The sequence below is a fragment of the Corynebacterium sp. genome (assembly GCF_022712275.1).
Taxonomy (GTDB): domain Bacteria; phylum Actinomycetota; class Actinomycetes; order Mycobacteriales; family Mycobacteriaceae; genus Corynebacterium.
Map to the genome: position 1 here is coordinate 78,174 of NZ_JALAGU010000054.1, position 25,133 is coordinate 103,306.

At 67.1% G+C, this 25,133-nt stretch carries 15 protein-coding genes and 1 tRNA gene; 8 read left to right on the plus strand and 8 right to left on the minus strand.

The window, feature by feature from the left end; all coding sequences use genetic code 11:
* The first annotated feature begins 137 nt into the window (after window positions 1-137).
* A tRNA-Arg gene (locus tag Q0A27_RS14280) sits at window positions 138-210 on the plus strand.
* A 209-nt stretch (window positions 211-419) separates the two neighbouring features.
* On the opposite strand, the gene Q0A27_RS14285 is transcribed toward Q0A27_RS14280, so the two are convergent.
* Genes Q0A27_RS14285 through Q0A27_RS14300 form a run of 4 tightly spaced genes read right to left on the minus strand, consistent with a single transcriptional unit; the run spans window position 420 to window position 8,857 of the window.
* Window positions 420-3,146: an AAA family ATPase gene (locus tag Q0A27_RS14285; protein ID WP_291476428.1), complete on the minus strand. Its 2,727-nt coding sequence runs from the start codon at window positions 3,144-3,146 to the stop codon at window positions 420-422.
* A 3-nt stretch (window positions 3,147-3,149) separates the two neighbouring features.
* The gene (locus tag Q0A27_RS14290) at window positions 3,150-4,403 is read right to left on the minus strand and encodes an exonuclease SbcCD subunit D (protein ID WP_291476429.1); all 1,254 of its coding nucleotides are present in this window, start codon (window positions 4,401-4,403) and stop codon (window positions 3,150-3,152) included.
* On the minus strand, window positions 4,396-5,568 hold the full coding sequence (locus Q0A27_RS14295; protein WP_291476430.1) for an SWIM zinc finger family protein: 1,173 nt from the start codon (window positions 5,566-5,568) through the stop codon (window positions 4,396-4,398). The genes Q0A27_RS14290 and Q0A27_RS14295 overlap by 8 nt, the downstream gene beginning before the upstream one ends.
* Window positions 5,561-8,857 (minus strand): DEAD/DEAH box helicase, encoded by a 3,297-nt coding sequence (locus Q0A27_RS14300; RefSeq protein ID WP_291476431.1) that lies wholly within the window; start codon window positions 8,855-8,857, stop codon window positions 5,561-5,563. Before Q0A27_RS14300 ends, Q0A27_RS14295 begins: the two co-directional genes overlap by 8 nt.
* A 160-nt stretch (window positions 8,858-9,017) precedes the next feature.
* On the opposite strand from Q0A27_RS14300, the gene putP reads away from it, so the two are divergent.
* Both putP and Q0A27_RS14310 read left to right on the plus strand, forming a co-directional pair.
* Window positions 9,018-10,631, plus strand: a complete 1,614-nt coding sequence (gene putP, locus Q0A27_RS14305) for a sodium/proline symporter PutP (protein ID WP_291476433.1) — start codon at window positions 9,018-9,020, stop codon at window positions 10,629-10,631.
* Window positions 10,632-10,680: 49 nt separating this feature from the next.
* The gene (locus tag Q0A27_RS14310) at window positions 10,681-11,340 is read left to right on the plus strand and encodes an HNH endonuclease family protein (protein WP_291476435.1); all 660 of its coding nucleotides are present in this window, start codon (window positions 10,681-10,683) and stop codon (window positions 11,338-11,340) included.
* Between the two features lie 112 nt (window positions 11,341-11,452).
* Here the strand turns inward: Q0A27_RS14310 and Q0A27_RS14315 are convergent, their stop codons facing one another.
* Window positions 11,453-13,645 (minus strand): DEAD/DEAH box helicase, encoded by a 2,193-nt coding sequence (locus tag Q0A27_RS14315; RefSeq protein WP_291476437.1) that lies wholly within the window; start codon window positions 13,643-13,645, stop codon window positions 11,453-11,455.
* A 106-nt stretch (window positions 13,646-13,751) separates the two neighbouring features.
* On the opposite strand from Q0A27_RS14315, the gene Q0A27_RS14320 reads away from it, so the two are divergent.
* Complete coding sequence (locus Q0A27_RS14320; protein ID WP_291476439.1) at window positions 13,752-15,242, plus strand: amino acid permease; 1,491 nt, start codon at window positions 13,752-13,754, stop codon at window positions 15,240-15,242.
* A 141-nt stretch (window positions 15,243-15,383) separates the two neighbouring features.
* The gene (locus Q0A27_RS14325; RefSeq protein WP_291476442.1) at window positions 15,384-16,841 is read left to right on the plus strand and encodes a glyceraldehyde-3-phosphate dehydrogenase; all 1,458 of its coding nucleotides are present in this window, start codon (window positions 15,384-15,386) and stop codon (window positions 16,839-16,841) included.
* A gap of 95 nt (window positions 16,842-16,936) precedes the next feature.
* Here Q0A27_RS14325 and Q0A27_RS14330 read toward each other — a convergent pair whose 3' ends face one another.
* A complete protein-coding gene (locus Q0A27_RS14330; protein ID WP_291476444.1) occupies window positions 16,937-17,716 on the minus strand; it encodes a hypothetical protein in 780 nt (259 codons plus the stop codon).
* A gap of 234 nt (window positions 17,717-17,950) precedes the next feature.
* Between Q0A27_RS14330 and Q0A27_RS14335 the strand changes: the two genes are divergently transcribed.
* Entirely contained in the window at window positions 17,951-21,706 is a 3,756-nt protein-coding gene (locus tag Q0A27_RS14335) for a multifunctional oxoglutarate decarboxylase/oxoglutarate dehydrogenase thiamine pyrophosphate-binding subunit/dihydrolipoyllysine-residue succinyltransferase subunit (protein ID WP_291476446.1), read from the plus strand.
* An 85-nt stretch (window positions 21,707-21,791) separates the two neighbouring features.
* Here Q0A27_RS14335 and Q0A27_RS14340 read toward each other — a convergent pair whose 3' ends face one another.
* Complete coding sequence (locus tag Q0A27_RS14340; RefSeq protein WP_291476531.1) at window positions 21,792-22,400, minus strand: hypothetical protein; 609 nt, start codon at window positions 22,398-22,400, stop codon at window positions 21,792-21,794.
* On the minus strand, window positions 22,400-22,594 hold the full coding sequence (locus Q0A27_RS14345) for a hypothetical protein (RefSeq protein ID WP_291476447.1): 195 nt from the start codon (window positions 22,592-22,594) through the stop codon (window positions 22,400-22,402). The genes Q0A27_RS14340 and Q0A27_RS14345 overlap by 1 nt, the downstream gene beginning before the upstream one ends.
* A gap of 123 nt (window positions 22,595-22,717) precedes the next feature.
* Here Q0A27_RS14345 and Q0A27_RS14350 point away from each other — a divergent pair, with 123 nt between their 5' ends.
* Window positions 22,718-23,773, plus strand: coding sequence for a magnesium and cobalt transport protein CorA (locus tag Q0A27_RS14350; RefSeq protein WP_291476449.1), 1,056 nt, complete (start codon window positions 22,718-22,720; stop codon window positions 23,771-23,773).
* Between the two features lie 35 nt (window positions 23,774-23,808).
* The gene (locus tag Q0A27_RS14355; protein ID WP_291476451.1) at window positions 23,809-25,080 is read left to right on the plus strand and encodes a CBS domain-containing protein; all 1,272 of its coding nucleotides are present in this window, start codon (window positions 23,809-23,811) and stop codon (window positions 25,078-25,080) included.
* Window positions 25,081-25,133 lie beyond the last annotated feature (53 nt).

The following is a 25,133-nucleotide window of genomic DNA, read 5'->3' on the forward strand; positions in this document are numbered from 1 at the left end:
GAGAGTACCAACGAGCCGGACGTGGAACGTAGGCGACCACGGGGAACCGGCGGGTCTGCCTGTACCGCGGTCTTACACCGTTGTCATGCGGGTGGTTTGCGGTGGTGGGGTTGCGCGGTGCTATAGTCGTCGTCATTGCCTCCGTAGCTCAGGGGATAGAGCACTGGTTTCCGGTACCAGCGGTCGGACGTTCGAATCGTCTCGGGGGCACATCGAAGATAAACCGCACCTCATCTGAGGTGCGGTTTTCTCGTGGCTCCGGTGTCCTCGCAGGTTGAATGTCAATGGGCCCGACGTCTGGGCCGTCTCGTACATGATCATGACGTTTCCGGCTTTCGCGTCGTAGCGTACGGCATGAAACGTGACGATCGTGTACAGTGCCCGGCGAGCGCCGGCGGGCACCAGCCAGTTACCTGTCGTCAGCCGGCGAGCACCTGCTGCATCGGGACCAGGGTCGCACCGGCGATCCCGTCGAAGCGGTCGAGGTCACAGGTCAGGACGATGATCTGGTGGTCCCGGCCGAGCCTGTCCAGCACGACGTTCATCCGGTCGATCCGGCCGCGGTCCGAGAACCCCAGGGCGTCGTCGATGATCACCGGTACCGCGTCTCCCCCGCCGACGAGATCCGCGACGGCCAGCCGGGTCAGTACGGAGAGCTGCTCACGGGCGCCGCCGGACAGCTGGTCGGTGTCGAGGGTGACGTTGTCCAGGGTCCGGCGGGACGGACCGAGGTCGTCACTGAACTCGAAGTCCACCTGCGAGCCGTAGAGGGTGCGGGCGAGCCGCTCAACGGTGGCCCGCAGCGGCGCCTCGTATCGTCGCCGGGCCCGTGCGAGCGCCTCCTGGACCTCGCGGTACAGCAGGGCCGCGGCCTCCGCCTGTGCCGACACCCGCTCATGCTCACGCATAGCACGCTTCAGTACGGTACGTGCGTTCGCCACATCTTCGGCGACACCCGCGTGCTCGCCGAGCGCGCCGGTGACCCTTGCCACGGAGTGGCCGGCCTCCTCAGCCCGCTCGCGCAGTCGCCGGACGCGGGATGCCGCCCCCTCCGCCAGGCTTGTGATGGTCTCCAGGTCGATGTCGCCGGTGCGCTCTTCCACCTCGGCGAGATCAGCCTGGGCCTCAGCCAGCGCAGTGACGGCCTCGGTGACCGCTGTCTCCAGGGCAGCGTCATCCCGCTCCTCACGGTCTGCGGCCAGTGCGGCGGCAAGCCGGTCATGCCCGGCAGTCACCCGCTCCAGTTCCGCCTTCCGGCCTTCGAGCCGAACCGCCGCACCGGCACGGGTGACGCGGGTGATGTCCTCCTGGATCCGCTCCGCCTCACGCCCCGCCGCGGCCGCGGCATCGGTCAACTCCGTGACAGTGGCGGTGGTCCCGTCGTCGGAATCACTACCGGAAACACCGGGCAGTTCAACGGCCCCTCCGGGGTCCTCTGCCCGGATCTGTTCCAGTGCCTCGTCGGCACGGGTTGTGAGCGCCTCCACCTCGGCGGACACCCGGTCGTACTGTGTACGTAGGTCATCGACAGTGTCGCTGCCGGTGATCTGGGCCAGCCGGAGCACCGCCTCCCGGTGTTTCTCGACCGCGACCTGACGTGCCGCCGCCGCGTCCTCGGCCGCTGCCAGGTCCTCGGTACCGGCAGCCGCCAGAAGTCGGTCGAGTTCTGCGCCGGCACGGGTGACGTCCTCGGACACCTCGCTGACCTCCCGTGCCGGGGTGACGGTGACCGTCCAGTCCCCGAGTCCGATCTTCTGGCGTCCGGTGACGTGCACGGTAGTCACCCCGTCGACCAGGTCACGGGATTCCTCATCGACAGTGACGGCCCCGTCGGCCGGACCGGCGACTTCTACGGTGGTGGCGACCGCGTCACGGACAGTGACGGCCTGACGCAGGGCGGCGTCCGCCGCACGCAGTGACGCGAGGACCTTGTCGGTCACCGGATTATCGTCCACCGACTTCTTCAGTTCACGGACCTCGTCGGAGATACCTGTGGCCCTGGCGATCCGGTCCGCCAGTTCCTTGACCCGGGTCTCGGCCCCCTGTCGCCGGGACAGTGCCTCCACGCGTGCCGCCCAGGCTGTGGCCACCCGGGACCGGCGCCGTGCGCCACTGAGCTTCTTCTGCAGATCCCCGGTGGTCTGCGTCTCCTGCTCAGCGGCCTTCTCCGCCTCCTGCACCTCGACGGTCAGGTCGGCGACGGTCTTCTCGGCGTCCGCCAGGGCGGAAACCCGGTCGGCGCGGGCGCGGGCCCGCTGGTCGGCGAGGTCCCGCACTCCGGCGGCGGCGACGACGGTCTTGCGCAGCTCGTCGAGTTCCGCGACCGCCGCGCGCCCCTCGGCCAGGGTCTTCTCCGCCTCCACGGCAGCCTCAGCAGCGACGGGCTCCTGCTTCGCCAAGGCCGCCTTCTCCGCGGTGAGCCGCTCGAGCTCGGCGATGAGACTCTGCGCCTGGGTGTAGCGGGCCTCCGCCGCGTCCTCCGCGTCCTTCGCCGCGGCCAGCGCCTTCTCTGCCCTCTGGAGTTCACCGGTGGTCTTCCCGGTGCGCGTGAAGTACTTCAGGTACTCGTCGGTGATCCTGCCGATGAGGGCACCGGCCCCGTCCGCGGTACCCGTTCCGGCACCGGCACCACCACCGGATGCCTCGGTATCAGCCGGCGAGTCCCCACCCAGTGCCTGCTCCAGGCTGGGGATCCCGGTGGCGGCGAGAATGTCCAGGCTCGCGCCCTGCTCGATGGTGAGGGCGTCGATGAGACTGCTGTCCACCCCCTCGGCCAGCAGCTCGGCAAAGCGTTCTGCGGCCTGCCGTCCGGTGAGGTTCTCCCGCCGCGGGGAGGTGACGGTGAGTTCGCAGCGTCCGCTGCCCTTGTTGAAGCTCTTGAGGACGGTCAGCCGGTGCCCGGCGACCGTCATGTCGGCGGAGACCGTGGTCGCGACGTCCTCGGTCGCGCTCTTCAGTGCCTTGACCTTGGCTGCCTTCGAGTTCACACCGACCTCGGACAGCAGCAGGCCGAAAGCGGTGAGCAGGGTCGTCTTGCCCATCTCGTTGGGTCCGTGGACGACGACCACCCCGTTGTCCGGCAGGTCCAGGTGTGCGTGGTCGACTCCGGCGACATGGTCGAGGGTCAGGGAATGGAGGGTCAGCATCGGTCAGTTTCCTTTCCCGGTCGTGGTTCCGGCGGGTTCGGCCGACAGCCGGTAGAGCAGCCGCAGCGCGTCGCGGGCGGTGGCGTCCCCCTCGGTGGTGCGGGACGCCAGGACGCGCGAGGCCTCGCCGACGGCACCCGGCCACCGGGCTTCGGCGAGTTCCCCGTCGTCGGGCACGGTGTGCAGGTCCATCAGACGTTCCCGTGGGTAGAGCGCGGCGAAGGACGGGACCACCTCGGCGATCTCCCGGTCCAGCCGCGCCCCGGTCGCCAGGTCCACGGTGCCGGTCAACGCGTACTTCACCACGGTGGTGCGCTTGTCCGGCAGGTCCCCGAGCCGACGGATCCAGTCGGTGACCTCCTCGTCTGAATCGATGCGGGCGGACAGCGCCAGAAAGTGCCAGGTACCGACGGGTACCTCGTCGACGGTGACCGTTGCCGGCGACTCCGGTGACTCCGGGTCAAGGGCGATGTCGACGACGAGGGCGAATCCGGAGCGTCCCTCTCCCCCGCCGTCCTCCTCGCGGAAATCGGTGGGTTCGGGACTACCGGAATAGCGGACGGTGCCGTCCCCGTGGAGGTTCACCGCGGAGTGGGTGTCCCCCAGAGCGACATAGTCCACGATACGGTCACGGCAGGCCTGCGCCGCAGCGTCCACGTCAATGACGGCGGGATCACCGGCCGACGACCTCGAGGAGGTCGCACCGTGACCGACGAGGACGCGGACCGTCGCGGCATCCCGATCAGCTGAGCTCTCCGTGCCACGCAGGCCCTGCAGCGCCCCGCCCACCGGATCGGCACTCATGTACTTCGACAGCAGCGGTGCACCGACGATCTCCAGCGCGGGTCTGCCGTCAGCGGCATCCAGCACCCGCTGCGGAGTGGTGTCCGTGAGGACGCGGACCGTCGGCGACAGTCGCTCGAACACCGGATCCCGGTAGATACTCGCCGGATCGTAGGGATCGTGGTTGCCGGGCAGCAGGAACACCGGCACCGGTGACCCACGGAGAATATCGACCGCCCGGCGCCAGGTACGCCTGTCGACGAGATTGTCGTCGAAGACGTCTCCGGCGACGACGACCGCGTCACAGGACCTCTCGACGGCCAGGTGAAGAATCCGCTCGATAACGGCGAGGCGGGCCTCCTGGTAGCGGGGGCCGGCTTCCTTCCCGAGGAACCAGCGCTTCATCCCCAACTGCCAGTCCGAGGTGTGGAGGATCCGGACAGTATGTGGTGACGGGAGTGGTGTGTCAGTCATGCTCACCGATTCTTCCGGACGGATCGGACAGCCAAGGTTCCCTGTCGAACACAGTATCGTATTCTTCCTTATCTTCCCCGGTCAGCAGCCGGTAGCAGCTTTCCAGCTCATCGAGGACGCGCAACTGGTCCACCGTGTTCCAGCTGACCTTGCGTATCACCGCGTTCCTGGTGTCCCGGTCGCCGAGTTCCAGCCCGTGCCGGACGTCCATCGGCTCCCACTCCGGCAGCCGGGACAGATCACCCCAGAACTCCCCGGCACTGTAGCGGACATCCTCGGGTTCCCGTCGTACCTCGCCGGAACTGCCGGAACTGCCGGAACTGCCGGAACTGCCGGAACTGCCGGAAGATTCCGTCTGCACTGCACGACGCTGCAGATCCACCACCTGCGGATGACGCTGCCTCTCCTTCTCACCGACCTCCTCGATGAGCCTGCGGGTGTCCATCCCCCGCCAGTCGAGGAAGGCCACCGGATCGGTGGTGAACTGTTCCGCCACGGCATGTGCCACCGCGATCCGGTGCTTGCACATCCCGGCGCGGTCCGGACAGGTGCACCAGGAATCGCGGAAATCCGACGGGCTCAGCAGCACAGCCACCACCTCCCGGAGCGGCTTACGTCCCGCCAGCAGCCGACTGAGGTTCTCGGGGTGCTCGAGACATTCACCGTGGATGTACGTCACCTGGTTCTCCGACAGCGGACGCCACCGCAGCGACACCTCGAAGGGCTCCAACTGTGACCCGGTGACCAGTGCACTCGCCGTGCCCAGTTCGAGGTCGAGATTCCGTACCTTGCCCTCGCGGGCGTACGCCAGTCCCCGTTGCCGGCGTGCCGTGTCCGCCCCGGCACCGACTGTGTCGAGGATGACGCTTCCCGCCCAGCCCTCGGTGGTGGACGCCGCCCGTTGTTCGCGCTGACGGGTCTGCCTCGTCCGCCGCTTCTCCGCCTCCTCGGCAGCGGTCTGCACGGCCCGACGCTCAGCGACCGCTCGCCCGAGACGACTGCCCGGGTCGAAGAAACCTCTGGTGAGGTCGGGGCCGTCCGTGGCGTCCTTGTCGGCGGCGCGTCGTCCGCGGGAACCGAAGTCCGCCTCGATGACATTGTCGCCCCACTCCGGCTTCGGGGTGCCGAGCCGCCGGCGGCGTCCACCCTTCCTGTCCTCACTCATGGTCGTCCTCCTCTCCGTCGCCGCTGTCACCGCTGCCGTCAACCGGGTACTTCTCCAGCAGGCCCGCCTGGAACTCCGCCCAGTTGTCCGAGATCCTGTCCATCGCCTCCTGCAACGCCGCCTCACCTTCCGCTCCGCCGGTACCGAAACGACGGTCGGAGGTGGAGGTGCTCAACCGCCACAGGTCCTTCAGGGACGCATCGTCCATCCTCGTCAGCCAGCTCTCGCCTGCACTGACGACGTCTCCGGCGAGGTCTCGCTTGGCGCCGAGAATGTCGTTGATCCTCTCGTCGAGCGTACCCACGGCAATGAGTTTGTGGACCCGGACATCCTGCCCCTGACCGATCCGGTAGGCACGGTCGGTGGCCTGGTCCTCCACCGCCGGATTCCACCAGCGGTCGATGTGCACGACCACGCTGGCCCGGGTCAGCGTGATGCCGGTGCCCCCGGCCCGGGTCGACAGGATCATCACCTTCGGCCCGTTCTCCGACTGGAACCGGCTCACCAGGCCCACACGCGCCTTCCGGCTCAGTCCACCGTGGAGCATCGGCACCTCGATGCCGAACACCTCCTCCATGTCCGGGGCGAGCATGCGTCCGAACGACGGGAACTGGGTGAAGACCAGCACCCGACGGTCCTGCTCGAGTGCCTCTGAGACGATCCGGTAGAGCCTCTCGACCTTGCCGGAGCGGTGACGGCCGTCCTTGCGGATCCCGGACCCGTCGCCGCTGAAGTGGGCCGGATGGTTGCAGATCTCCTTGAAGTGCGTCAGCGCGGTGAGCACCAGGCCGCTGCGACGGTCACTGCGGCTGTTGGCCAACCGGTCCTCGACATCCGCGGCGTAGGCCTGGTACAGCGCCGCCTGTTCGGTGGTCATGGTGACCGAGTCGATGTACTCGCGCTTCTCCGGCAGCCCCAGATCCAGCGACTCATCGGTCTTCTCCCGCCGCAGGATGAACGGGTCGACGAGTCGGTGGAGCCGCTCGACATCTTCCGGGTCACGGTCACGCTCGATGTGGGAACCGATTGCGTTGTGGAAAGCCTTGGCCGAACCCAGCAGCCCCGGGTTACAGAAGTCCATGAGGGTGTGCAGCTCCGACAAACGGTTCTCCACCGGGGTACCGCTGAGCGCGATGCGGTGATCGGCCGGGATCGCCCGGACCGCCCGGGACTGCGCCGTGCCCGGGTTCTTGATGTTCTGCGCCTCATCGGCGACCACCCGACCCCACCGCAGACCGGCGTAGCGGGCGGGGTTGCGCCCCACCGTCCCGTAGGTGGTCAGCACCAGATCAACCGCCTCGGCAGCTGCCGGGAACTGCTCCTCCGGTACCTTGCCCGAGCCGTGGTCCACCAGGACGCGCAGCGACGGCACATGCCGGGCGACCTCCGAGTTCCATGCCTCCAGCACCGAGGTCGGGGCTACGACGAGGGTGGGGCCGGTGGCCTCACCGTGCTCACGCTCCCAGGCCAGCAGGGCGAGTACCTGCAGGGTCTTCCCCAGGCCCATGTCATCGGCGAGGATCGCGCCGAGTCGGTGGCGGAACATCCACACCAGCCAGTTGAGACCCCGCTGCTGGTGGTCGCGCAGCGTGACCGTCAGCGAGGACGGTGGCTCCACCCGCTCCGGCGGGGCGAGGGCCGGCATCTCGCCGTCGCTCTCCCGCGGGTGCTGGGCGGCGATCATCCGCCCGACCCAGCCCTCGGCGTCGATCTCGAGGTCCTCATCGGCGTTCCAGGTCCGGTCCTGCGAGGCCAGTTCGGCGGAGAGAAGATCGCCGAGCGTCACCAGCGGATGCGGGTCGTCGGCAGCGCCGATCGACGCAGCGTCCTTGGCGTCCTTGGCGTCCTTGGTGTCCTTCGCCTCAGCCGCCTGCTGCGCCTCCGTCACCGTGCGGAAGTAGCTGCGTGCCCGCGACAGCGAATCCCCGTCGAGGCGCACATAGCGGCCCTTGACCTGCACCACGGAACGCGCGGAGGTGAGCAGGTCATGCTTCTGCAGCGGACTGAGCTGTTCACCGTCGACCGAGATGTCCCAGTCGAAGGACAGCACCTGCTCCATACCCATGCGCCCCTCCGCCGGTCCGGCACCGACCGGTGAGACCCGCACCTTCACCGCAGGACGCACCGTGGACCAGCCACGCGGCACGAGCACGTCGATCCCTGCCATCGTCAACGCCCCCACCCCCTCGGACAACAGTGCCTCGACATCGGCCAGTGTCAGCGCCAGCGACAGGACACGGTCCTCGGCGGGACGCCCGGTCAGTGCCGAGGAGTCGGGGAACCACACCCCGGTGCGCAGCCACCCCTCCACCGCTGTGGCTGTCTCGCGCAACGGCGGCCACGCCCGGTAGGCGGCCTCCAACCCGGGACGCAGCACCCGCTTCTCCCGGTCGCCGGCCTCGGACGCGGAGAGCTCGGCGGCCGGGGCGTCATCCACCGACAGACGGACGCCGAGGCGCCAACGCCGGGCCTCGGGGTCGACAGGTCCGGCGCCGGAGTCGGCACCGTCATCGTCACCGTCATCGTCACCGTCATCCGCCGCCGCACCCCGGGGCTCCTGCAGCACCAGAACGAGCCGGGTGGAATCCTCGGTGGCCGACCTGCGCCACGCGGCCAGTCCGTCGGCGACGACCGGGGTGAGCCGACGGTCGGCGTCCCCGGACACCAGCGCCGAAACGAAATGGTTGTCGAAGGTCGCACCGGTCGCCGCTGACCTGTCCTGCAACCGGGCGACACACATCCAGTGGACGAGCTCATCGGCGGCGCGCAGCAGGACGTCGTCACCGCCGTTGAGTGTCAGCACAACCGGGCAGGACGCCTGGAACTGCCGCAGGATCCGGTTGTGCACCCCGGAGGAGGACATGCACCAGACCGGGAACCACTGGCCGTCGGCGAAATGGAGTTTCATCATCACCCGGCCGGTGTCCACGATCTCCAGGAGGAGTTCGTAGACTCGCACGAGCCACACCGTTTCCGCGCTGAGCTGGGAGGCGTCCCCACCCCTACGCAGGTAGGCCGCGAGTGTGCCGAGCACGACGAGCGCCTGCTCCGGCGTCCACGCCTGGGTGTACAGGGAGATCTCCCGGACCTGCCCCTTAGGGGTCGCCACCTGCATCCCGTCCCGACGCCGCAGCGCCCGGCTCTTCACCAGATCGAGCAGCGGCCCAGCCAGGTCATCGAGACCTAGCGTGGCGCTGTCCACCACCACGGCATGGCCGTCGGTCCGCTCGACCCAGAGGTGGAGCCCCCGGCCGGCGAGCCACAGCAGATGTACCCGGTGTTCAGTCACTCTCCTTGTGTACCACGGGGACCGGACAGCCTCTGCCGTGCCCGTGCCGAACCACTGTTCGACCCGTCCACCGGACAGCTGACCCCAAAACATCTAGTGTAGTTCTCAATGACTTTTCATCGACTGAAACCTGTACCGACGACACACGAGGAGTTCTGCCATGAGTGACCATACGTGGTTCATCATCGCCATGGTGATCTATCTGATCGCCATGCTCGGCATCGGTGTCTGGAGTTACTTCCAGACTGACGAATACGAGGATTACATGGTGGGAGGTCGTGGCCTCCACCCGTTCGTGGCCGCCCTGTCCGCCGGAGCCTCGGACATGTCAGGCTGGCTCCTCATGGGCCTGCCCGGAGCGTTGTTCGTCAGCGGCTTCTCCGAGATCTGGATCGCGGTCGGCCTGCTCATCGGTTGCTGGTGCAACTGGAAGCTGGTCGCTCCACGTCTGCGCAGCTACACGGAGATCGCGAACAACTCGATCACGATCCCGTCCTTCCTGGAGAACCGCCTGCGCGACAAGAGCCACACGCTGCGCATCCTCTCCGGCGTCATCATCCTTGTCTTCTTCGTCTTCTACGTCGCCTCCGGCATGGTCGCCGGTGGCCGCTACTTCGAGTCCAGCTTCGACGGCGAGTACCTCACCGGTCTGGCCATCATCGGTGCGGTGACCGTGATCTACACCTTCGTCGGCGGATTCCTCGCGGTCTCCTACACCGACGTCGTCCAGGGCTCAATGATGTTCCTGGCGCTGATCCTCGTGCCGACCTTCGCCGTCCTCAACATGGACAACCCGGGTGACATCTTCACCTTCCAGCTGGACAACACCTACGGTGACGCGGCAAACGAGATCGCGGCGAACTCCAGCTGGTTCAACCCGGTCAGCGGCGTCGGCTTCATCACCATCATCTCCGGTCTTGCCTGGGGCCTCGGCTACTTCGGCCAGCCGCACATCATCGTCCGCTTCATGGCGATGCGGAAGCCCTCTGACGCCACCGCCGGTCGTCGCTGGGGTGTCGGTTGGATGTTCCTCTGCCTGGTCGGCTCGGTGTTCATCGCGATCATCGCCCCCGCCTTCTTCGCGCAGAACGGGGACGCCTCGTTCTCCGACATCACGAACTACGAGACGAACTTCCTGGACATGGCGAAGGTGGTCTTCCATCCGCTGATCGCCGGTCTGATCCTCACCGCCGTTCTCGCGGCGATCATGTCGACGGTCTCCTCCCAGCTGTTGGTGGTCGCCTCCGCACTGGTCGAGGACATCTACGCAGGACTGATCAACAAGTCCGCGACGGACAACACACTGAAGAACCTCTCGCGTGCGATGATCATCGTTGTCGCGATCATCGCCGCCCTGGTAGCCCTCGACCCGGATTCCGCCATCCTCGGCCTGGTCGAGTTCGCCTGGGCCGGATTCGGCGCCTCCTTCGGTCCGGTGGTCGTCGCCGCACTGTTCTGGCGCAGACTCAACGTGCCGGGCGCCGTCGCCGGTATGGCCGCCGGTGCGGCCGTCGCCTTCATCTGGGGTGGCCTGCCCCAGTTCGACGTCATGGACAAGCCCTGGGGCCTCTACGAGATGATCCCGGGTGTCCTCATCAACGTCCTGGTGATGGTCATCGTCACCCTGAACACCAAGGAGCCGGACGACGAGGTCGTCACCGAGTTCGACGAGGCCACCCGCCTGGCGCGCCTCGCCGAGTCCGACAAGAACCTCGACATCGCCACCGCCCGCGAGCAGATCCTCGCCGAGGACGGGAACACCGTCACCGGCTGATCGACGTCCTACCGTGAACCGGAAGGCCGGTCGTGGAGTCCAACAGAGTATGCGACTCCCACGACCGGCCTTCGTCATTTCCGCGGTCTGCGCCACCCTCGCGGGCGCGCTTCTCCTCCTTCGCCCCGGGGAGGACACCCCGCTGCCCGCTGATGAGGACAGGCGTCTCCTCGACTCGCTGCTGGACGAGGTGCGGACCGTCCCCCGTCGGGTGCACGTCGTCGGCTACGACCGCAGTCACTTCGGCGGATGGGAGACCGGGGTCACCGCCGAGGGTGCACTGTGCACCACCCGGGAACGGGTGATGCTGGACGTTTTCGACGCCGCCACCCCGGCGGACAGTGGTCGCACCACCTGTCCTCGGGCGGAGGGGTCGGCGACCGACGTCTACACCGGAGACCTGATCTCCCCGTCGGACGTCGAGATCGACCATGTCGTCCCGCTGGCCGCGGCCTGGGACCACGGGGCACATGCCTGGGACCGCACCGCGCGGGTCGCCTTCGCCAATGACCTGCGCCTGAACCTCCTGGCGGTCTCGGGGAGCGCGAACCAGGCCAAGAGCGACGGGACGCCGGCCGAATGGCTTCCCCCGTTGTCCGGTGCCGCCCCGTGTGCCTATGTCGCCCGCTACCTGACGGTCTCGGTCGACTACGGGCTGAGCGTCAGCGAGGCTGACGCCTCGGCCGCCCGCCGCGCCTGCCGGCTGTGACCGGGCCAACCACCGCTCCCCCACCGATACAGAAATCCACCACCCCTCAGGTCAGTTCCGGGGTCTCCCGGTGACATGAGGGGTGGTGGATCTGGTGGTCTGTCAGACCTGACTAGTCGCGGTCACGACGACCCCGGTAACCGCCACGGTCCCCACGGCGGTCGTTACGGTCGTTACGGTCGTACCGGTCGTTTCGGTTGCCGCGCCAGCTGCTGCGTCCACCGTGGTCACGGTTGCCGTGGTCGCGGTTGCCCTTGTCGCGGTCGAAACGCCCGCGGTCGGAGTAGCCGCCACGGTCGTTGCGTCCACCGCGTCCGCCGTGTCCGCCGTGTCCGCCGTGTCCGCCGTATCCACCGCGACCGCCGCCACGACGGTCACCGTCACGGTCGTCACGGTCGCGCCGGTTGCGGGCGGGACGTCCGGCCGGGGCACCCGGGTCCGGCTCGATGTTGATCAGCTTGCCGGAGATCCGGGTCTGATCGAGCTGCTCGAAGACCTCCTTCGGCAGATCCGCCGGCAGCTCCACGAGCGAATGCTCAGAGAAGATGCTGATCCGGCCGAAGTCGCGGGAGTTCAGTCCGCCCTCGTTGGCCAGCGCACCGACAATGGCGCCCGGACGGACGCGCTGACGGTGTCCGACGCTGACGCGGTAGACAGCCAGCTCCTTGCCGTTGCGGTCGGTGACCTTCGGGGCGTCCCGGTTGAAACGCTCGGAGAAGGGACGGTGCACGCCCGGGTTCTCCTCGCCGCGGTCCCAGTCGTCCCGGCTGCGACGCTCACGACGCTGCGGCTCCTGGATCTCCTGGACGTAGAAGGCCTCGCGGCCCTGGATCTTCGCTGCCAGGGCGGCGGCGATATCCGTCGGGGTGACCTCGTTGGCCTCGGCGTACCCGGTGATGAGATCGCGGAAGAGGTCGACCTGCTTACCGTTGCGGGCCTCGGTGATCGAGGTGAAGAACTTGTTCTTCCGGGCCTCGTTGACCTCGTCGACACCCGGCAGCTGGATCTCGTTGGGGTGGGACTTGGTCGCACGCTCGATGTTCTTCAGCAGACGACGCTCACGCGGGGTGACGAAGAGGATCGCCCGACCGGTGCGGCCTGCGCGGCCGGTACGACCGATACGGTGCACGTAAGACTCGGTGTCCCGCGGGATGTCGTAGTTGAAGACGTGGGTGATGCGGTCGACGTCGAGGCCACGGGCAGCGACGTCGGTGGCCACGAGAATGTCGAGCCGGCCGTCCTTGAGCTGGTCGACGGTGCGCTCACGCTGGTTCTGCGCGATGTCACCGTTGATGGCGGCGGCCTCGAAACCACGGGACCGCAGCTTCTCCGCGAGTTCCTCTGTGTCGCTCTTGGTGCGCACGAAGATGATCATCGCGTCGAACTCGGTGACCTCGAGGATGCGGGTCAGCGCGTCGAGCTTGTTGCGGTGCGACACCATCAGGTAGTCCTGCGTGATGTTGTCACCGGTCCGCTGCTCGGACTTGACGGTATATTCCTCGGCGTCGTTGAGGTACTGCTTCGACAGACGACGGATCGCCGAGGGCATGGTCGCGGAGAAGAGGGCGACCTGGCGGGAGTCCGGGGTGTCGGCGAGGATGCGCTCGACGTCCTCCTGGAAGCCCATGTTGAGCATCTCGTCGGCCTCGTCGAGAACGAGGAAACGCAGGTGGGACAGGTCCAGGCTGCCCTTCTCCAGGTGGTCGATGATACGACCTGGGGTACCCACGATGACCTGTGCGCCACGACGAAGGCCGGACAGCTGTGCGCCGTAGGGGGCACCGCCGTAGATCGGGAGGATGCTCACGCCACCGATGTGGCTGGCGAAGGACTCGAAGGCGTCGGCCGACTGGAGCGCGAGCTCACGGGTCGGGGCCAGCACGAGCACCTGCGGGCGGCGCTCGGTGGTGTCCAGGCGGGACAGGGCCGGCAGCGCGAAGGCCGCGGTCTTGCCGGTACCGGTCTGGGCAAGACCGACGACGTCGCGCCCGTCCATCAGAGCCGGAATGGTGGCCGCCTGAATCGGGGACGGCGTGACATAGCCGACCTTCTTCACTGCGGCGAGGATACGGTCGGGCAGGCCGAGGCCCGCGAAACCGGATTCAGTCTCAGTATTGTCGTTGTCTGCAGGATTTTCTTCGGTGACATCCCTGTCCGCGGTGTTCTCGGAATCATCTGCGCCCACAATGTCACCGACGCTCAGGGGGGCTTCCCCCGAGGTCTCGAGCAGATCGTTCTGAGTAACCGTCGACTGGGAGGTGTCCGGCTGGTTCTCGTCGCCGGAAACGTTCTCAGTTTCAGTCATTACCCCCATCATAGGTGTCCGGGACTCCAAAAGCGATTCGGCGTATTCTACTCCAGATTGAACCCATGATGTGGGACAAGGGACATCACGATCTAGGATGACCTGCGTGACTGACCCAGCTTCCCCTTCCCCGTCCTCGCCGTCCGGTACGCCCACCCCGCACGGACCGTCGGCGAGCACCACCCGCCAGCTGCACCGGGCCCTGACCCACCGGCACATCCACTTCATCGCCCTCGGGTCCGCCATCGGCACCGGTCTGTTCTACGGGTCCTCCGGCGCCATCGGCGCCGCCGGTCCCGGCGTGGTCTTCGTGTACCTGCTCGGCGGCGCGGTCGTGTACTTCATGCTCCGCGCCCTCGGCGAGATGTCCGTCGCTGAACCGGTCGCCGGATCCTTCGCAGAGCACTGCCGTCGGTACCTCGGCGGCTGGGCCGGGTACATCACCGGCTGGATGTACGCCTTCGAGATGATCATCGTCTGTCTGGCAGACCTCACCGCCGTGGCGCTGTACATGAAGTTCTGGTTCCCGGACACCGCCAGCTGGGTCTGGGTCGCGGTCGCCCTGATCATTGTCGCCGCCGCCAACCTCGCCTCCACCCGCTGGTACGGCGAGCTGGAGTTCTGGTTCACCATCGTCAAGGTCACCGCCGTCGTGGCGATGATCGTCGGCGGCGCGGTCATCCTCGTGTTCAACGTCGACACCGGCGGATCCGCGGGTATCGACAACCTGTGGAATGACGGGGGCCTGTTCCCCAACGGCGCCACCGGCGTCCTCAGTTCCCTGATTCTCGTGCTCTTCGCCTTCGGCGGCACCGAGGTCATCGGAGTGACCGCCGGGGAGGCCAAGGACTACAAGACCGCCATCCCCAAGGCGATCAACACCGTTCCAGTGCGCATCCTGCTGTTCTACGTCCTGGCCATCCTCGTCATCGTCTCGGTGACGCCGTGGCGTGAGATCACCGGCGAGGAGTCCCCCTTCGTCCAGATCTTCAGCACCCTCGGCGTCGGTTGGGCGGCGGCGCTGCTCAATGTCGTGGTACTCTCCGCGGCACTCTCGGCGATCAACTCGGACCTCTACGGTGCCGGACGCGTCGTCTTCGGCATGGCGCGCGAACACCTCGCCCCCTCGGTCTTCGCGAAGCTGAGCAGGAACGGCGTCCCCGTGACGACCGTGAGCGCGATGCTCTGCGTCCTCGTCACCGGTGTCGCCCTGCAGCTGTGGAACGCGACCGCGGCGGATCTCTTCGAGTCCATCGCAGCACTGGCGACCTTCGCCACCGTCTTCGTCTGGCTGATGATCCTGCTGGCCCACCTCGCCAGCCGCTACGGCTGGGGTGGCCGGGAGAAGGTCGACCCCGGTTCCCTGTCATTCCGGGTGCCGTTCTGGCCCTGGGGACAGTATTTCGCCATCGCCGTCATCCTCATCACCTTCGGCACGATGTTCTGGCTGGCCGAGTACCGGTCGGCGCTGCTTGCCGGTGTCATCTTCACCGTCGGCATGAGTGTGCTCTATCCCCTCACCCGACGCCGCGCACGGGCCCTGGACCAGGAACCCACAGGGCACCAGGGGGAGCCGGAGTCACCGGTAACCCCGTAAACAGACACGCGACTAGGACGCCATGTGGGGTCTGAACTACCGTAGGGGTGAACCGGCACCCCACCCGGGAGCACACCCGGAACCCGACGCGTCCGGACATGCCCGTCAGATACCGTCTCCACGACTTCGAACAGGACCCCCATGACTGCACAGGCCCCCGCAAACCAGAGCGACTGGAGCAACCGCATCGCCCTGGCGCAGGAGATCCTCCCGCTGATCACCCGGCTGCACAACGAGCACAACGTCGTCACCTCAGTGTTCGGCCGCCTGCTCGTCAATGTCACCGACATCGACATCATCAAGAGCCACCGGTACGCCCGTCTGGTCACCGACCGCGAGCTGCCGTTGAGCTCCACCTTGCCGATCCTGCAGGAACTGGTGGAGATGAACCTCGGCACCGCCTCCATCGACCTGGGCCGGCTGGCCACCGGGTTCGAGGCCGAAGGCGGCAGGAACCTGCGCGAGTACCTCGAGCGTGAGCTCACCGACGTCATCAACCAGCACTCCGAGAAGGACCCGGCGGATATCGTCCTCTACGGCTTCGGCCGCATCGGGCGTCTGCTGGCCCGCATCCTCATCTCCCGCGAGGCCACCTACGGGGGTGTCCGGCTCCGCGCTGTCGTGCTGCGCAAGAAGAGCTCCGACGACATCGAGAAGCGCGCCAGCCTGCTGCGCCGCGACTCGATCCACGGCGCCTTCGACGGTGCGATCACCGTCGACGAGGAGAACGAGATCATCTGGGCCAACGGCACCGCCATCCAGGTCATCTACGCCTCCGATCCCTCGGGCATCGACTACACCTCCTACGGCATCAACGACGCCATCATCGTCGACAACACCGGCGCCTGGCGTGACCGGGACGGCCTGTCCCGTCACCTGGAGTCCAAGGGAGTGTCCAAGGTCCTGCTCACCGCCCCGGGCAAGGGCGACGTGAAGAACATCGTGTACGGGATCAACCACGAGGACATCGTGCCGGAGGACCGCGTCCTGTCCGCGGCGTCCTGCACCACCAACGGCATCACCCCGGTGCTCAAGGTCATCGACGACCGCTACGGCATCGTCCACGGCCACGTCGAGACGGTCCACTCGTTCACCAACGACCAGAACCTCACCGACAACTTCCACAAGGGCCCGCGCCGTGGCCGCTCCGCCGGTCTGAACATGGTCCTCACCGAGACCGGTGCCGCCAAGGCCGTCGCCAAGGCCCTCCCGGACCTCGCCGGCAAGCTCACCGGTAACGCGATCCGCGTCCCCACCCCGGACGTGTCGATGGCCGTGCTGAACCTCAACCTGGACACGGAGACCACCCGTGACGAGGTCAACGAGTACCTCCACAAGGTGGCCCTGCATTCCAACCTGCGTCAGCAGATCGACTACATCAAGTCCCCGGATGTCGTCTCCTCCGACTTCGTCGGTTCCACCCACGCCGGCATCGTCGACGGCCTGGCGACCATCGCCGAGGGGAAGAACCTCGTACTCTACGTCTGGTACGACAACGAGTTCGGCTACTCCAACCAGGTGATCCGCATCGTCGAGGACATCGCCGGCGCCCGCCCGAAGGTGTATCCGGCCCGTATGGAGCCCGCCGAGCTGGCGTAGGCCCCCGCTCCACAGCGCCGGGACAATACGACGCCCACCCGTCCGGGGTCCGGACCGGGTGGGCGTCGTGCTGTCAGGGACGGCCGGGAGGGGGCTCAGTCGTCGGCGTCGTGAGCGTCGTCTGCTTCCTCGTCCTCCCACAGCTCCTCCAGGGGCACCAGGAGTTCCTCCCAGGCCGAGGCCTGCTCCTGCGCAACGAAGAGAACGTCGAAGAGCCGGTCGAAGTCCCGGTAGGACCCGAGCTCGAGGATCTCCTCGGTCATGTCCGCGATATCGTGGACGAGGCCCTCCAGGATCCGCTGCCGGTCGACCTCGGAGGCATGGGAGGCCCCGTCGGCGTCGTCCTCCGGATCCGGGTCCTCCTCCTCGTCCCAGATCTCGGCGACCGCCTGGTCCATGAGGTCCTCGAAGTCCTCGCCGAGGGTCACGAACTGCACCCGTGCGGTGGGGGTCCCCTCCTCCCCCTCGAAGGTCACGACGATCTCCGAACTCTCCCCGACCTCAGCGCTGACGGTCAGCGCCTCCACCGGATCCTGGACGAACTCGAGATCGACGACGCGGGGGTCGGTCCCCTCGATGAGATCGCGGACCGTGCCGACCACCAGGTCGGTGGCGACATGGCGGGCTACCGTGGCGACGGCGTCCTCCACCGAGAAGACGACGCCGACGAGGGCCGCCTCGAACTCCTCGTCATCCTCGGCGACATCGGCCATGGCAAGGAAGACGTTCGCACCGGGGATCCCCGTCCCCCCGGTGATGTCGACGAACTGGACCTCCAGATCCTCCGACACCGGAACGAAGAGGGTGCCGTCATTGACACGGGACTCTATCCCCTCCGCGTCGAGCGCTTCAGCGATGTCCACATAGAAACCCACGAGGGGAACCTCCTACGGTCCACTCCGAACGGGTCTCGCCCCGGGCACATCACCCGGGTACGCCGTCGGAACCGTCACCCATGCTAGCCGACACCGGACAGATCGGGCGTGCCCCCCGTTCGGGAAACAACTGAAAATATATGGTTTGTCGATGGTTCCGCGGACAGCCCCTGCGACATCGTGGTAAAGGCCACATGTAGTAGGGTGGTTGGTCGAGATTGACAACATCATGAAATGAGGCGAGGACCTGCTGTGAACAGCTCCAATTTCGGTTCCAACGAATGGCTGGTCGACCAGATGCACCAGCAGTTCAAGGAGGACCCGCAGTCCGTGGACAAGGAATGGCGGGACTTTTTCTCGGAGGGGAAGACCACCGGTGACGCGACTCCGGCAGCCGCTCCGAAGGACGCGACCGTGACGGCCCCGGCGGCCACCCCTGCCGCCGCCACGTCGACCGCCCCCGCGACCTCCCCGGCCGCTGTCCCGTCCGCCCCGACCACGGGGCGTCCGGTCAGTGCCGCAGCCTCCATCGGCAGCAATGTCGCACCGTCTGCCAACCCGATCCCGACCCGCGTCGCTCCCCCGGCACCGAAGGGTGCCGCCGAGCCGCTCACCCCGGGCGAGGCGAACCTCAAGGGCGCCCAGCGCGCGATCGCCAAGAACATGGACGCCTCGCTGACCATCCCGACGGCCACCACCGTCCGGGACATGCCGGCCAAGCTCATGTTCGAGAACCGGGCGATGATCAACGACCACCTCCGGTCCCAGGGTCGCGGCAAGATCAGCTTCACCCACATCCTCGGGTGGGCGCTGATCAATGCCGTCAAGGCGCATCCGACAATCAACAACAGCTACAAGGTCATCGACGGCAAGCCCGCCGTGGTCACCCCCGAGCACATCAACCTCGGACTGGCCATCGACCTCGTCTCCAAGAACGGCAACCGCAACCTCGTCGTCGCCGCCATCCGCGAGTGCGAGACCCTCTCCTTCGAGGGCTTCGTCGACGCCTACGAGGACATCGTCGTCCGCGCCCGCCAGGGCAAGTTGACGATGGACGACTTCTCCGGTGTCACCATCCAGCTGACCAACCCCGGTGGGATCGGCACCCGCCACTCGGTGCCCCGACTCACCAACGGCCAGGGTGCGATCATCGGTGTCGGTGCCATGGACTACCCGGCCGAGTTCGCCGGCGCCTCCGAAGACCGTCTCGCTGATCTGGGCGTCGGCAAGCTCGTCACCGTCACCTCGACCTACGACCACCGGATCATCCAGGGTGCGGAGTCCGGCGAGTTCCTGCGTGACATGAGCCGCCAGCTCATCGACGACGGCTTCTGGGACGATATCTTCATCTCCCTGCGTGTCCCCTACGCCCCGACCCGCTGGTGCCAGGACATGCCGGCCTCCGGTGTGGACAAGTCCACCCGCGTCATGCAGCTCATCGAGTCCTACCGCTCCCGCGGTCACCTCATCGCCGACATCAACCCGCTGCACTGGGCCCAGCCCGGACTGCCGGTGCCGGATCACTCCGACCTGGACATCGAGAGCCACGGCCTGACCCTCTGGGACCTGGACCGTAAGTTCAACGTCGGCGGCTTCGCCGGTCGCGAGACCATGACCCTGCGTGAGGTCCTCGCGACCCTGCGGAAGGCCTACACCCTCAAGGTCGGCTCCGAGTACACCCACATCCTCGACAAGGACGAGCGCCTCTGGCTGCAGGAGCACATCGAGGCCGGTCAGCAGAAGCTGTCCAACCCCGAGCAGAAGTACCTGCTGCAGAAGCTGAACTCCGCCGAGGCCTTCGAGAACTTCCTCCAGACCAAGTACATCGGCCAGAAGCGCTTCTCCCTCGAGGGTGCCGAAGCCCTCATCCCGATGCTGGACGCCGCCGCGGACCAGGCCGCCGAACAGGGTCTCGAAGAGGTCGTCATCGGTATGCCCCACCGTGGCCGCCTCAATGTCCTCGCGAACATCGTCGGCAAGCCGTACTCCACCATCTTCGGTGAGTTCGAGGGCAACATCGAGCCCGCCGCCGCCGGTGGCTCCGGTGACGTGAAGTACCACCTGGGTACCGAGGGTGTCTACACCCAGATGTTCGGCGACAACGACATCAAGGTCACCCTGACCGCGAACCCGTCCCACCTCGAGGCCGTCAACCCGGTCATGGAGGGTCTGGCCCGCGCCCACCAGGACCTGTCGCCGAACGCCGAGCAGCGTCCGATCATGCCGATCCTCATGCACGGTGACGCGGCCTTCACGGGTCTGGGCATCGTCCAGGAGACCATCAACATGGCCCAGCTGCGCGGTTACACCGTCGGCGGTACGGTCCACGTCGTGGTCAACAACCAGATCGGTTTCACCACCACCCCGGACCGTGGCCGTTCGACCCACTACGCCACCGACATCGCCAAGGGCTTCGACGCCCCGGTCTTCCACGTCAACGGTGACGACCCCGAGGCATGCGTCTGGGTCGCCCGGCTGGCTGTCGAGTACCGCCGTCGGTTCGGCAAGGACGTCTTCATCGACATGGTCTGCTACCGACGTCGCGGTCACAACGAGTCCGATGACCCGTCGATGACCCAGCCGGAGCTGTACAGCATCATCGAGGACCGCCCGACCGTGCGTTCCATCTACCACGACACCCTCGTGGGACGCGGTGACATCACCGCCGAGGACGCCCAGCGCGCCGCCGATGACTTCCACGGCCAGCTGGAGGCCGTCTTCAACCAGGTCAAGGAAGGCATCACGGGCGCCTCCCCGGCCGCCCAGACCGGAATCGCCGGTGGTCAGGCCCTGACCACCGGGCTGGACACCTCCATCACCCCGGACGTCATCGCCGAGATCGGCGACAGCTTCTCGGTGGACGCCCCGGAGGGCTTCAGCATCCACCAGCGCGTCCGCTCCGTGGTCAAGCGTCGCCACCAGATGTCCCGCGAGGGCAAGATTGACTGGGCCTTCGGTGAGCTGCTCGCCTTCGGTTCCCTCGCCCGTGAGGGACGCCTCGTGCGTCTCGCCGGTGAGGACTCCCAGCGTGGCACCTTCACCCAGCGTCACGCGATTCTCTTCGACTCGGAGACCAACCAGCCCTTCAGCCCGCTGGAGGAGGTGGCCCGGAAGGCCGGCAACGGCGGTTCCTTCCGTGCCTTCAACTCCCCGCTGACCGAGTACGCCGGTATGGGCTTCGAGTACGGTTACTCCGTCGGTAACCTCGACGCGGTCGTCGCCTGGGAGGCACAGTTCGGCGACTTCGCCGACGGCGCCCAGACCATCATCGACGAGTACATCTCCTCCGGCGAGGCCAAGTGGGGCCAGCTGTCCAGCGTCATCCTGCTGCTGCCGCACGGTTACGAGGGCCAGGGCCCGGACCACTCCTCGGCCCGTATCGAGCGCTACCTGCAGATGGCTGCCGAAGGTTCGATGACCATCGCCCAACCGTCCACCCCGGCAAACCACTTCCACCTGCTGCGCCGCCACGCACTGGGCACCATGCGTCGCCCGCTGGTCGTCTTCACCCCGAAGTCGATGCTGCGCAACAAGGCCGCGACCTCCACGGTCGAGGACTTCACCACGGTGACGAAGTTCCGGTCGGTGCTGGACGACCCGCGGTTCGCCGACGGCACGAAGGACCGCGCCGGAGTCAAGAAGGTGCTCATGTGCACGGGCAAGATCTACTACGACCTGGAGAAGAAGCGCGCCGACGAGGGCCGCGACGATGTCGCCATCGTCCGCGTCGAGATGCTGCACCCGATCCCGCACAACCGAATCCGCGAAACCGTCGCCGAGGGTTACCCGGGCGCCGAGGTCCGCTGGGTCCAGGATGAGCCGGCCAACCAGGGCGCATGGCCCTTCCTGGCCCTCAACCTGCCGGAGCGGATCCCGGGCTTCACCATGAAGCGCATCTCCCGCCGCGCCCAGTCCTCCACCGCCACCGGCGTCGCCAAGGTCCACCACCTTGAGCAGGAAGCTCTCCTCAACGAGGCCTTCGCCGACTGACACCCGGCAGACTCCCGGAGAACGACAGACAGAGACCCCCGTACCGGATGCTCCGGTGCGGGGGTCTGTGTCTGTCTCCGCCGGCCTAGTCCGCCGCGGCGCGCAGGTCCTCGGTCGTCACTCCCCCGGCGACGTCGTTGAGGGCCTTACGATCCTTGCGGTCCATGGTCGGCTTGGCGAACAGGGCGACGGTGTTCTGCGGCAGCGAATCATCCTCACAGGCCACCGACTGGCCCGGATCCGCGGCCTGCAGGTCGGTCGGCAGAGCCGACACCATCGTGGAGTGGGTGATGTCGCGCCACATGTCACGGTCCACGTCCCCGGCCTCCTGAGCCTCCGCGTAGAGCCCCCGCAGCTCCTGCCCCTTGGCGGCGTCAAGGGTGTCCAGCAGCTCGCCGACGCATCCGGTGACCACGGTGAGTTCGCCGTCGCGCACCTGCGCGATGCGGTCACCGGCGTCCACCGTGGTCACCTCGACGCTGCGTCCGGCGCTCTCGAGCTTCGAGCTGATCTTCTCCGCCAACGCCTGCTGCAGCGGAGCGTCGGTCGCTCCGACGGTCACCGGCCCCTCTGTCGAGGCGGCGACGGCCGCCTGCTGCGGTACCGTGGCCGTGGAACTGCAGGCCGCCAGCGGCACCGTGAGAGCCGTCAGTGCGGCGAGCGCGACCACTGTCTTCCTTCCGGCGGGGCCCATCAGAACCACACCGCCATGATGAGTACGACCAGGGCGATCCACGGGATCAGTCCCCACCACCGGTTGTGGTCGCTGGCCAGTGCCCCGGCCGCCGCCACCGCGCCCGCCACGGCATGCGGGATCCACAGGGAGTTCCCCGCGATGACGAGTATCACGGCGAGGCCGCAGAGGCCGCCGGCGATCAGTCGGGTCATGGTTGTCAGTCACCCGGTCCTTCCCTCGGTTCGGTGCTGTCCGTCCCGACCAGAGTAGTCACTGACGCGGGGGTGCACCGTAACGCCCCGCCACATCACGCACTGATCTGGTTGACTGTCAGCATGAGCAGTCCCCTCTCTGTCGCAGAAGCACACTGCACCGTCTACCGCGCCGAGTACCGGAGCAGTACACCCGGCAGGATCGCCGACGAGGGCACCGCCGAACGCTTCGACCTCGGCACCACCGCCGATGACATCGAGGCACTGCGCCACGCCCACGAGTCACTGGGCGACGGGGACTTCTGCTGGGTCCATGTGACGGAACCTGACGAGGCCTTCATGCACCGGATCGCCGGGGTCTTCGGCATCCACGAACTCGTCGTGGAGGATGCGGTCTGCGCACACCAGCGGGCGAAGTTCGAGCGCTACAGGAGTCAGATGCTGTTCGTGCTGCGTACGGTGAACTACACCCCGGGCGGCACCGACACGGACCTCACCCCGGACGTCACCACCGGCGAGGCGCAGGTCATCCTCGGCCGAGATTTCGTCGTCACCGTCACCCACGGGGACACCCCGGACCCCACCGACCGGGTCACGGAGAACCTCGAGCGGGTCTTCATGCCTCAGACCGTGCTCTACTCCCTGGCCGACGCGATCGTCGACCACTACCTCGATGTGACACTCCAGCTGGAGGACGACGTCACCGCAATGGAGACCACCGTATTCGCACCGTCGGTCTCCTTCTCCATCGAGGAGGTCTACCTGCTGATGAGGGAGGTTCTCGAGATCCGCCACGCCATCGACCCCCTCACGGTGGCACTGAAGCTCCTGGTCTCCGACCACGACAGCATCGTCGACGAGAGCCGTACCTACATCCGCGATGTGCTCGACCACCAGATCCTCGCCGCGGACCGTACCGGCAACTTCGCCGAACGCCTGGCTTCCCTGGTGGACGCCGCGGCCGCGAAGATCTCACTGCAGCAGAACACCGACATGCGCAAGATCTCCGCCTGGGCGGCGGTGGCGGTGGTGCCGACGATGATCGCCGGCATCTACGGGATGAACTTCGAGAAGATGCCCGAACTGGACTGGACCTTCGGCTACCCCCTTGTCATCTGTCTCATGGTGGCGATCTGCACCGGCCTGATCGTCCTGTTCCGCCACAACCGCTGGCTCTGAGTGCTGCCCCGGCCCCGTCACGTATCCTCTGGTCTATGAGTGCTTCCCGAGTTTTCGCCGGCCGACTGGCCGGCATGATCCTGCTCGGCGCCGACGGGGAGTCCGTCGGCCGGGTCAGGGACGTAGTCGTGAGTATCGGCGCCCGTCGTGCCCGCGCCCTCGGACTCGTTGTCGAGGTCGCCGGGAAGAGACGGATCTTCCTCCCCATGCTCCGGATCGCCTCCGTCGATCCGAAGGAGGTGACGATGAACACCAGCTCGGTGAGTCTGCGTCCCTTCAAGTCGAGGTCCGGCGAGGTCTCGGTGATGGACGATCTCATCGGTGCCCGTGTCCACATCGACGACCCCGAGCACGAACACCTCACCGGTCGCGCAGTGGAGATCTCCGATGTCGAACTGGAGCTCACCCGCACCCGCGAGTGGGACATCAGCCGCGTCGCGGTGATCACCCGTGGCCGTCTCGGTCGGCGGTCCACTCCGGCGATCGTCCCCTTCTCACACGTCCACGGTCTCTCGGCCTCCGGCGCGGGGCCGCAGGACGCGGACGCCGAGCTCATCGCCGAATTCAAGGAGATGCGCAACGCCGATGTCGCGCAGACCCTCCACGACCTGCCTGTCGACCGCCGCTACCGGGTCGCCGGAGAGCTCGCCGACGAACGGCTGGCCGATGTCCTCGCCGAACTGCCCGATGACGAGCAGACCGCGATCCTGGAAACCCTGACCATCGAGCGTGCCGCGGACATCCTCGAGGAGATGGACCCGGATGACGCCGCAGATCTGCTGGGCGAGTTGCCCGACGACAAGGCCGACGTCCTGCTGGAGCTCATGGACCCGGAGGAGTCCGAGCCGGTCCGTCGTCTGATGAGTTTTTCACCGGACACGGTGGGTGCCCTGATGACCCCGGAGCCCATGGTCCTCACCCCGCAGGCGACCGTGGCCGAGGCACTGGCCCATGCACGCAACCCCGAGCTCCCGCTCGCGTTGAGCTCCCTGGTGTTCGTCGTACGCCCGCCGCAGGCCACCCCGACCGGCCGCTACCTGGGCTGTGTCCACCTACAGAAGCTGCTGCGCGAGCCGCCGTCAACACTGATCGGCGGTATCCTCGACCTGGATCTCCCCGCTCTGCGCACAGATGACTCGATCGAGACCGCCGCGCGCTACTTCGCGACCTACAACCTGGTCTGCGGCCCGGTGCTGGACGACAACCAGCACCTGCTCGGCGCCGTGGCAGTCGACGACCTGCTCGATGACCTCCTCCCCGAGGACTGGCGTGACGACGACTGGCGGGAACTCCGCTCCCCCGCCTGACCGGCGGACAACCCTCTGCACAACTGCTGCCCCGACCACCGCTCGAAGGAGGA

Excerpts from the sequence above, each read along its gene's own strand:
- Q0A27_RS14325 (WP_291476442.1), top strand. The coding sequence starts at position 15,384 with ATGACTGCACAGGCCCCCGCAAACCAGAGCGACTGGAGCAACCGCATC.
- Q0A27_RS14355 (WP_291476451.1), top strand. The coding sequence starts at position 23,809 with ATGAGTGCTTCCCGAGTTTTCGCCGGCCGACTGGCCGGCATGATCCTG.
- Q0A27_RS14335 (WP_291476446.1), top strand. The coding sequence starts at position 17,951 with ATGAGGCGAGGACCTGCTGTGAACAGCTCCAATTTCGGTTCCAACGAA.
- Q0A27_RS14295 (WP_291476430.1), bottom strand. The coding sequence starts at position 5,568 with ATGAGTGAGGACAGGAAGGGTGGACGCCGCCGGCGGCTCGGCACCCCG.
- Q0A27_RS14285 (WP_291476428.1), bottom strand. The coding sequence starts at position 3,146 with ATGCTGACCCTCCATTCCCTGACCCTCGACCATGTCGCCGGAGTCGAC.
- Q0A27_RS14340 (WP_291476531.1), bottom strand. The coding sequence starts at position 22,400 with ATGGGCCCCGCCGGAAGGAAGACAGTGGTCGCGCTCGCCGCACTGACG.
- putP (WP_291476433.1), top strand. The coding sequence starts at position 9,018 with ATGAGTGACCATACGTGGTTCATCATCGCCATGGTGATCTATCTGATC.
- Q0A27_RS14315 (WP_291476437.1), bottom strand. The coding sequence starts at position 13,645 with ATGACTGAAACTGAGAACGTTTCCGGCGACGAGAACCAGCCGGACACC.
- Q0A27_RS14290 (WP_291476429.1), bottom strand. The coding sequence starts at position 4,403 with ATGACTGACACACCACTCCCGTCACCACATACTGTCCGGATCCTCCAC.
- Q0A27_RS14310 (WP_291476435.1), top strand. The coding sequence starts at position 10,681 with ATGCGACTCCCACGACCGGCCTTCGTCATTTCCGCGGTCTGCGCCACC.
- Q0A27_RS14345 (WP_291476447.1), bottom strand. The coding sequence starts at position 22,594 with ATGACCCGACTGATCGCCGGCGGCCTCTGCGGCCTCGCCGTGATACTC.
- Q0A27_RS14350 (WP_291476449.1), top strand. The coding sequence starts at position 22,718 with ATGAGCAGTCCCCTCTCTGTCGCAGAAGCACACTGCACCGTCTACCGC.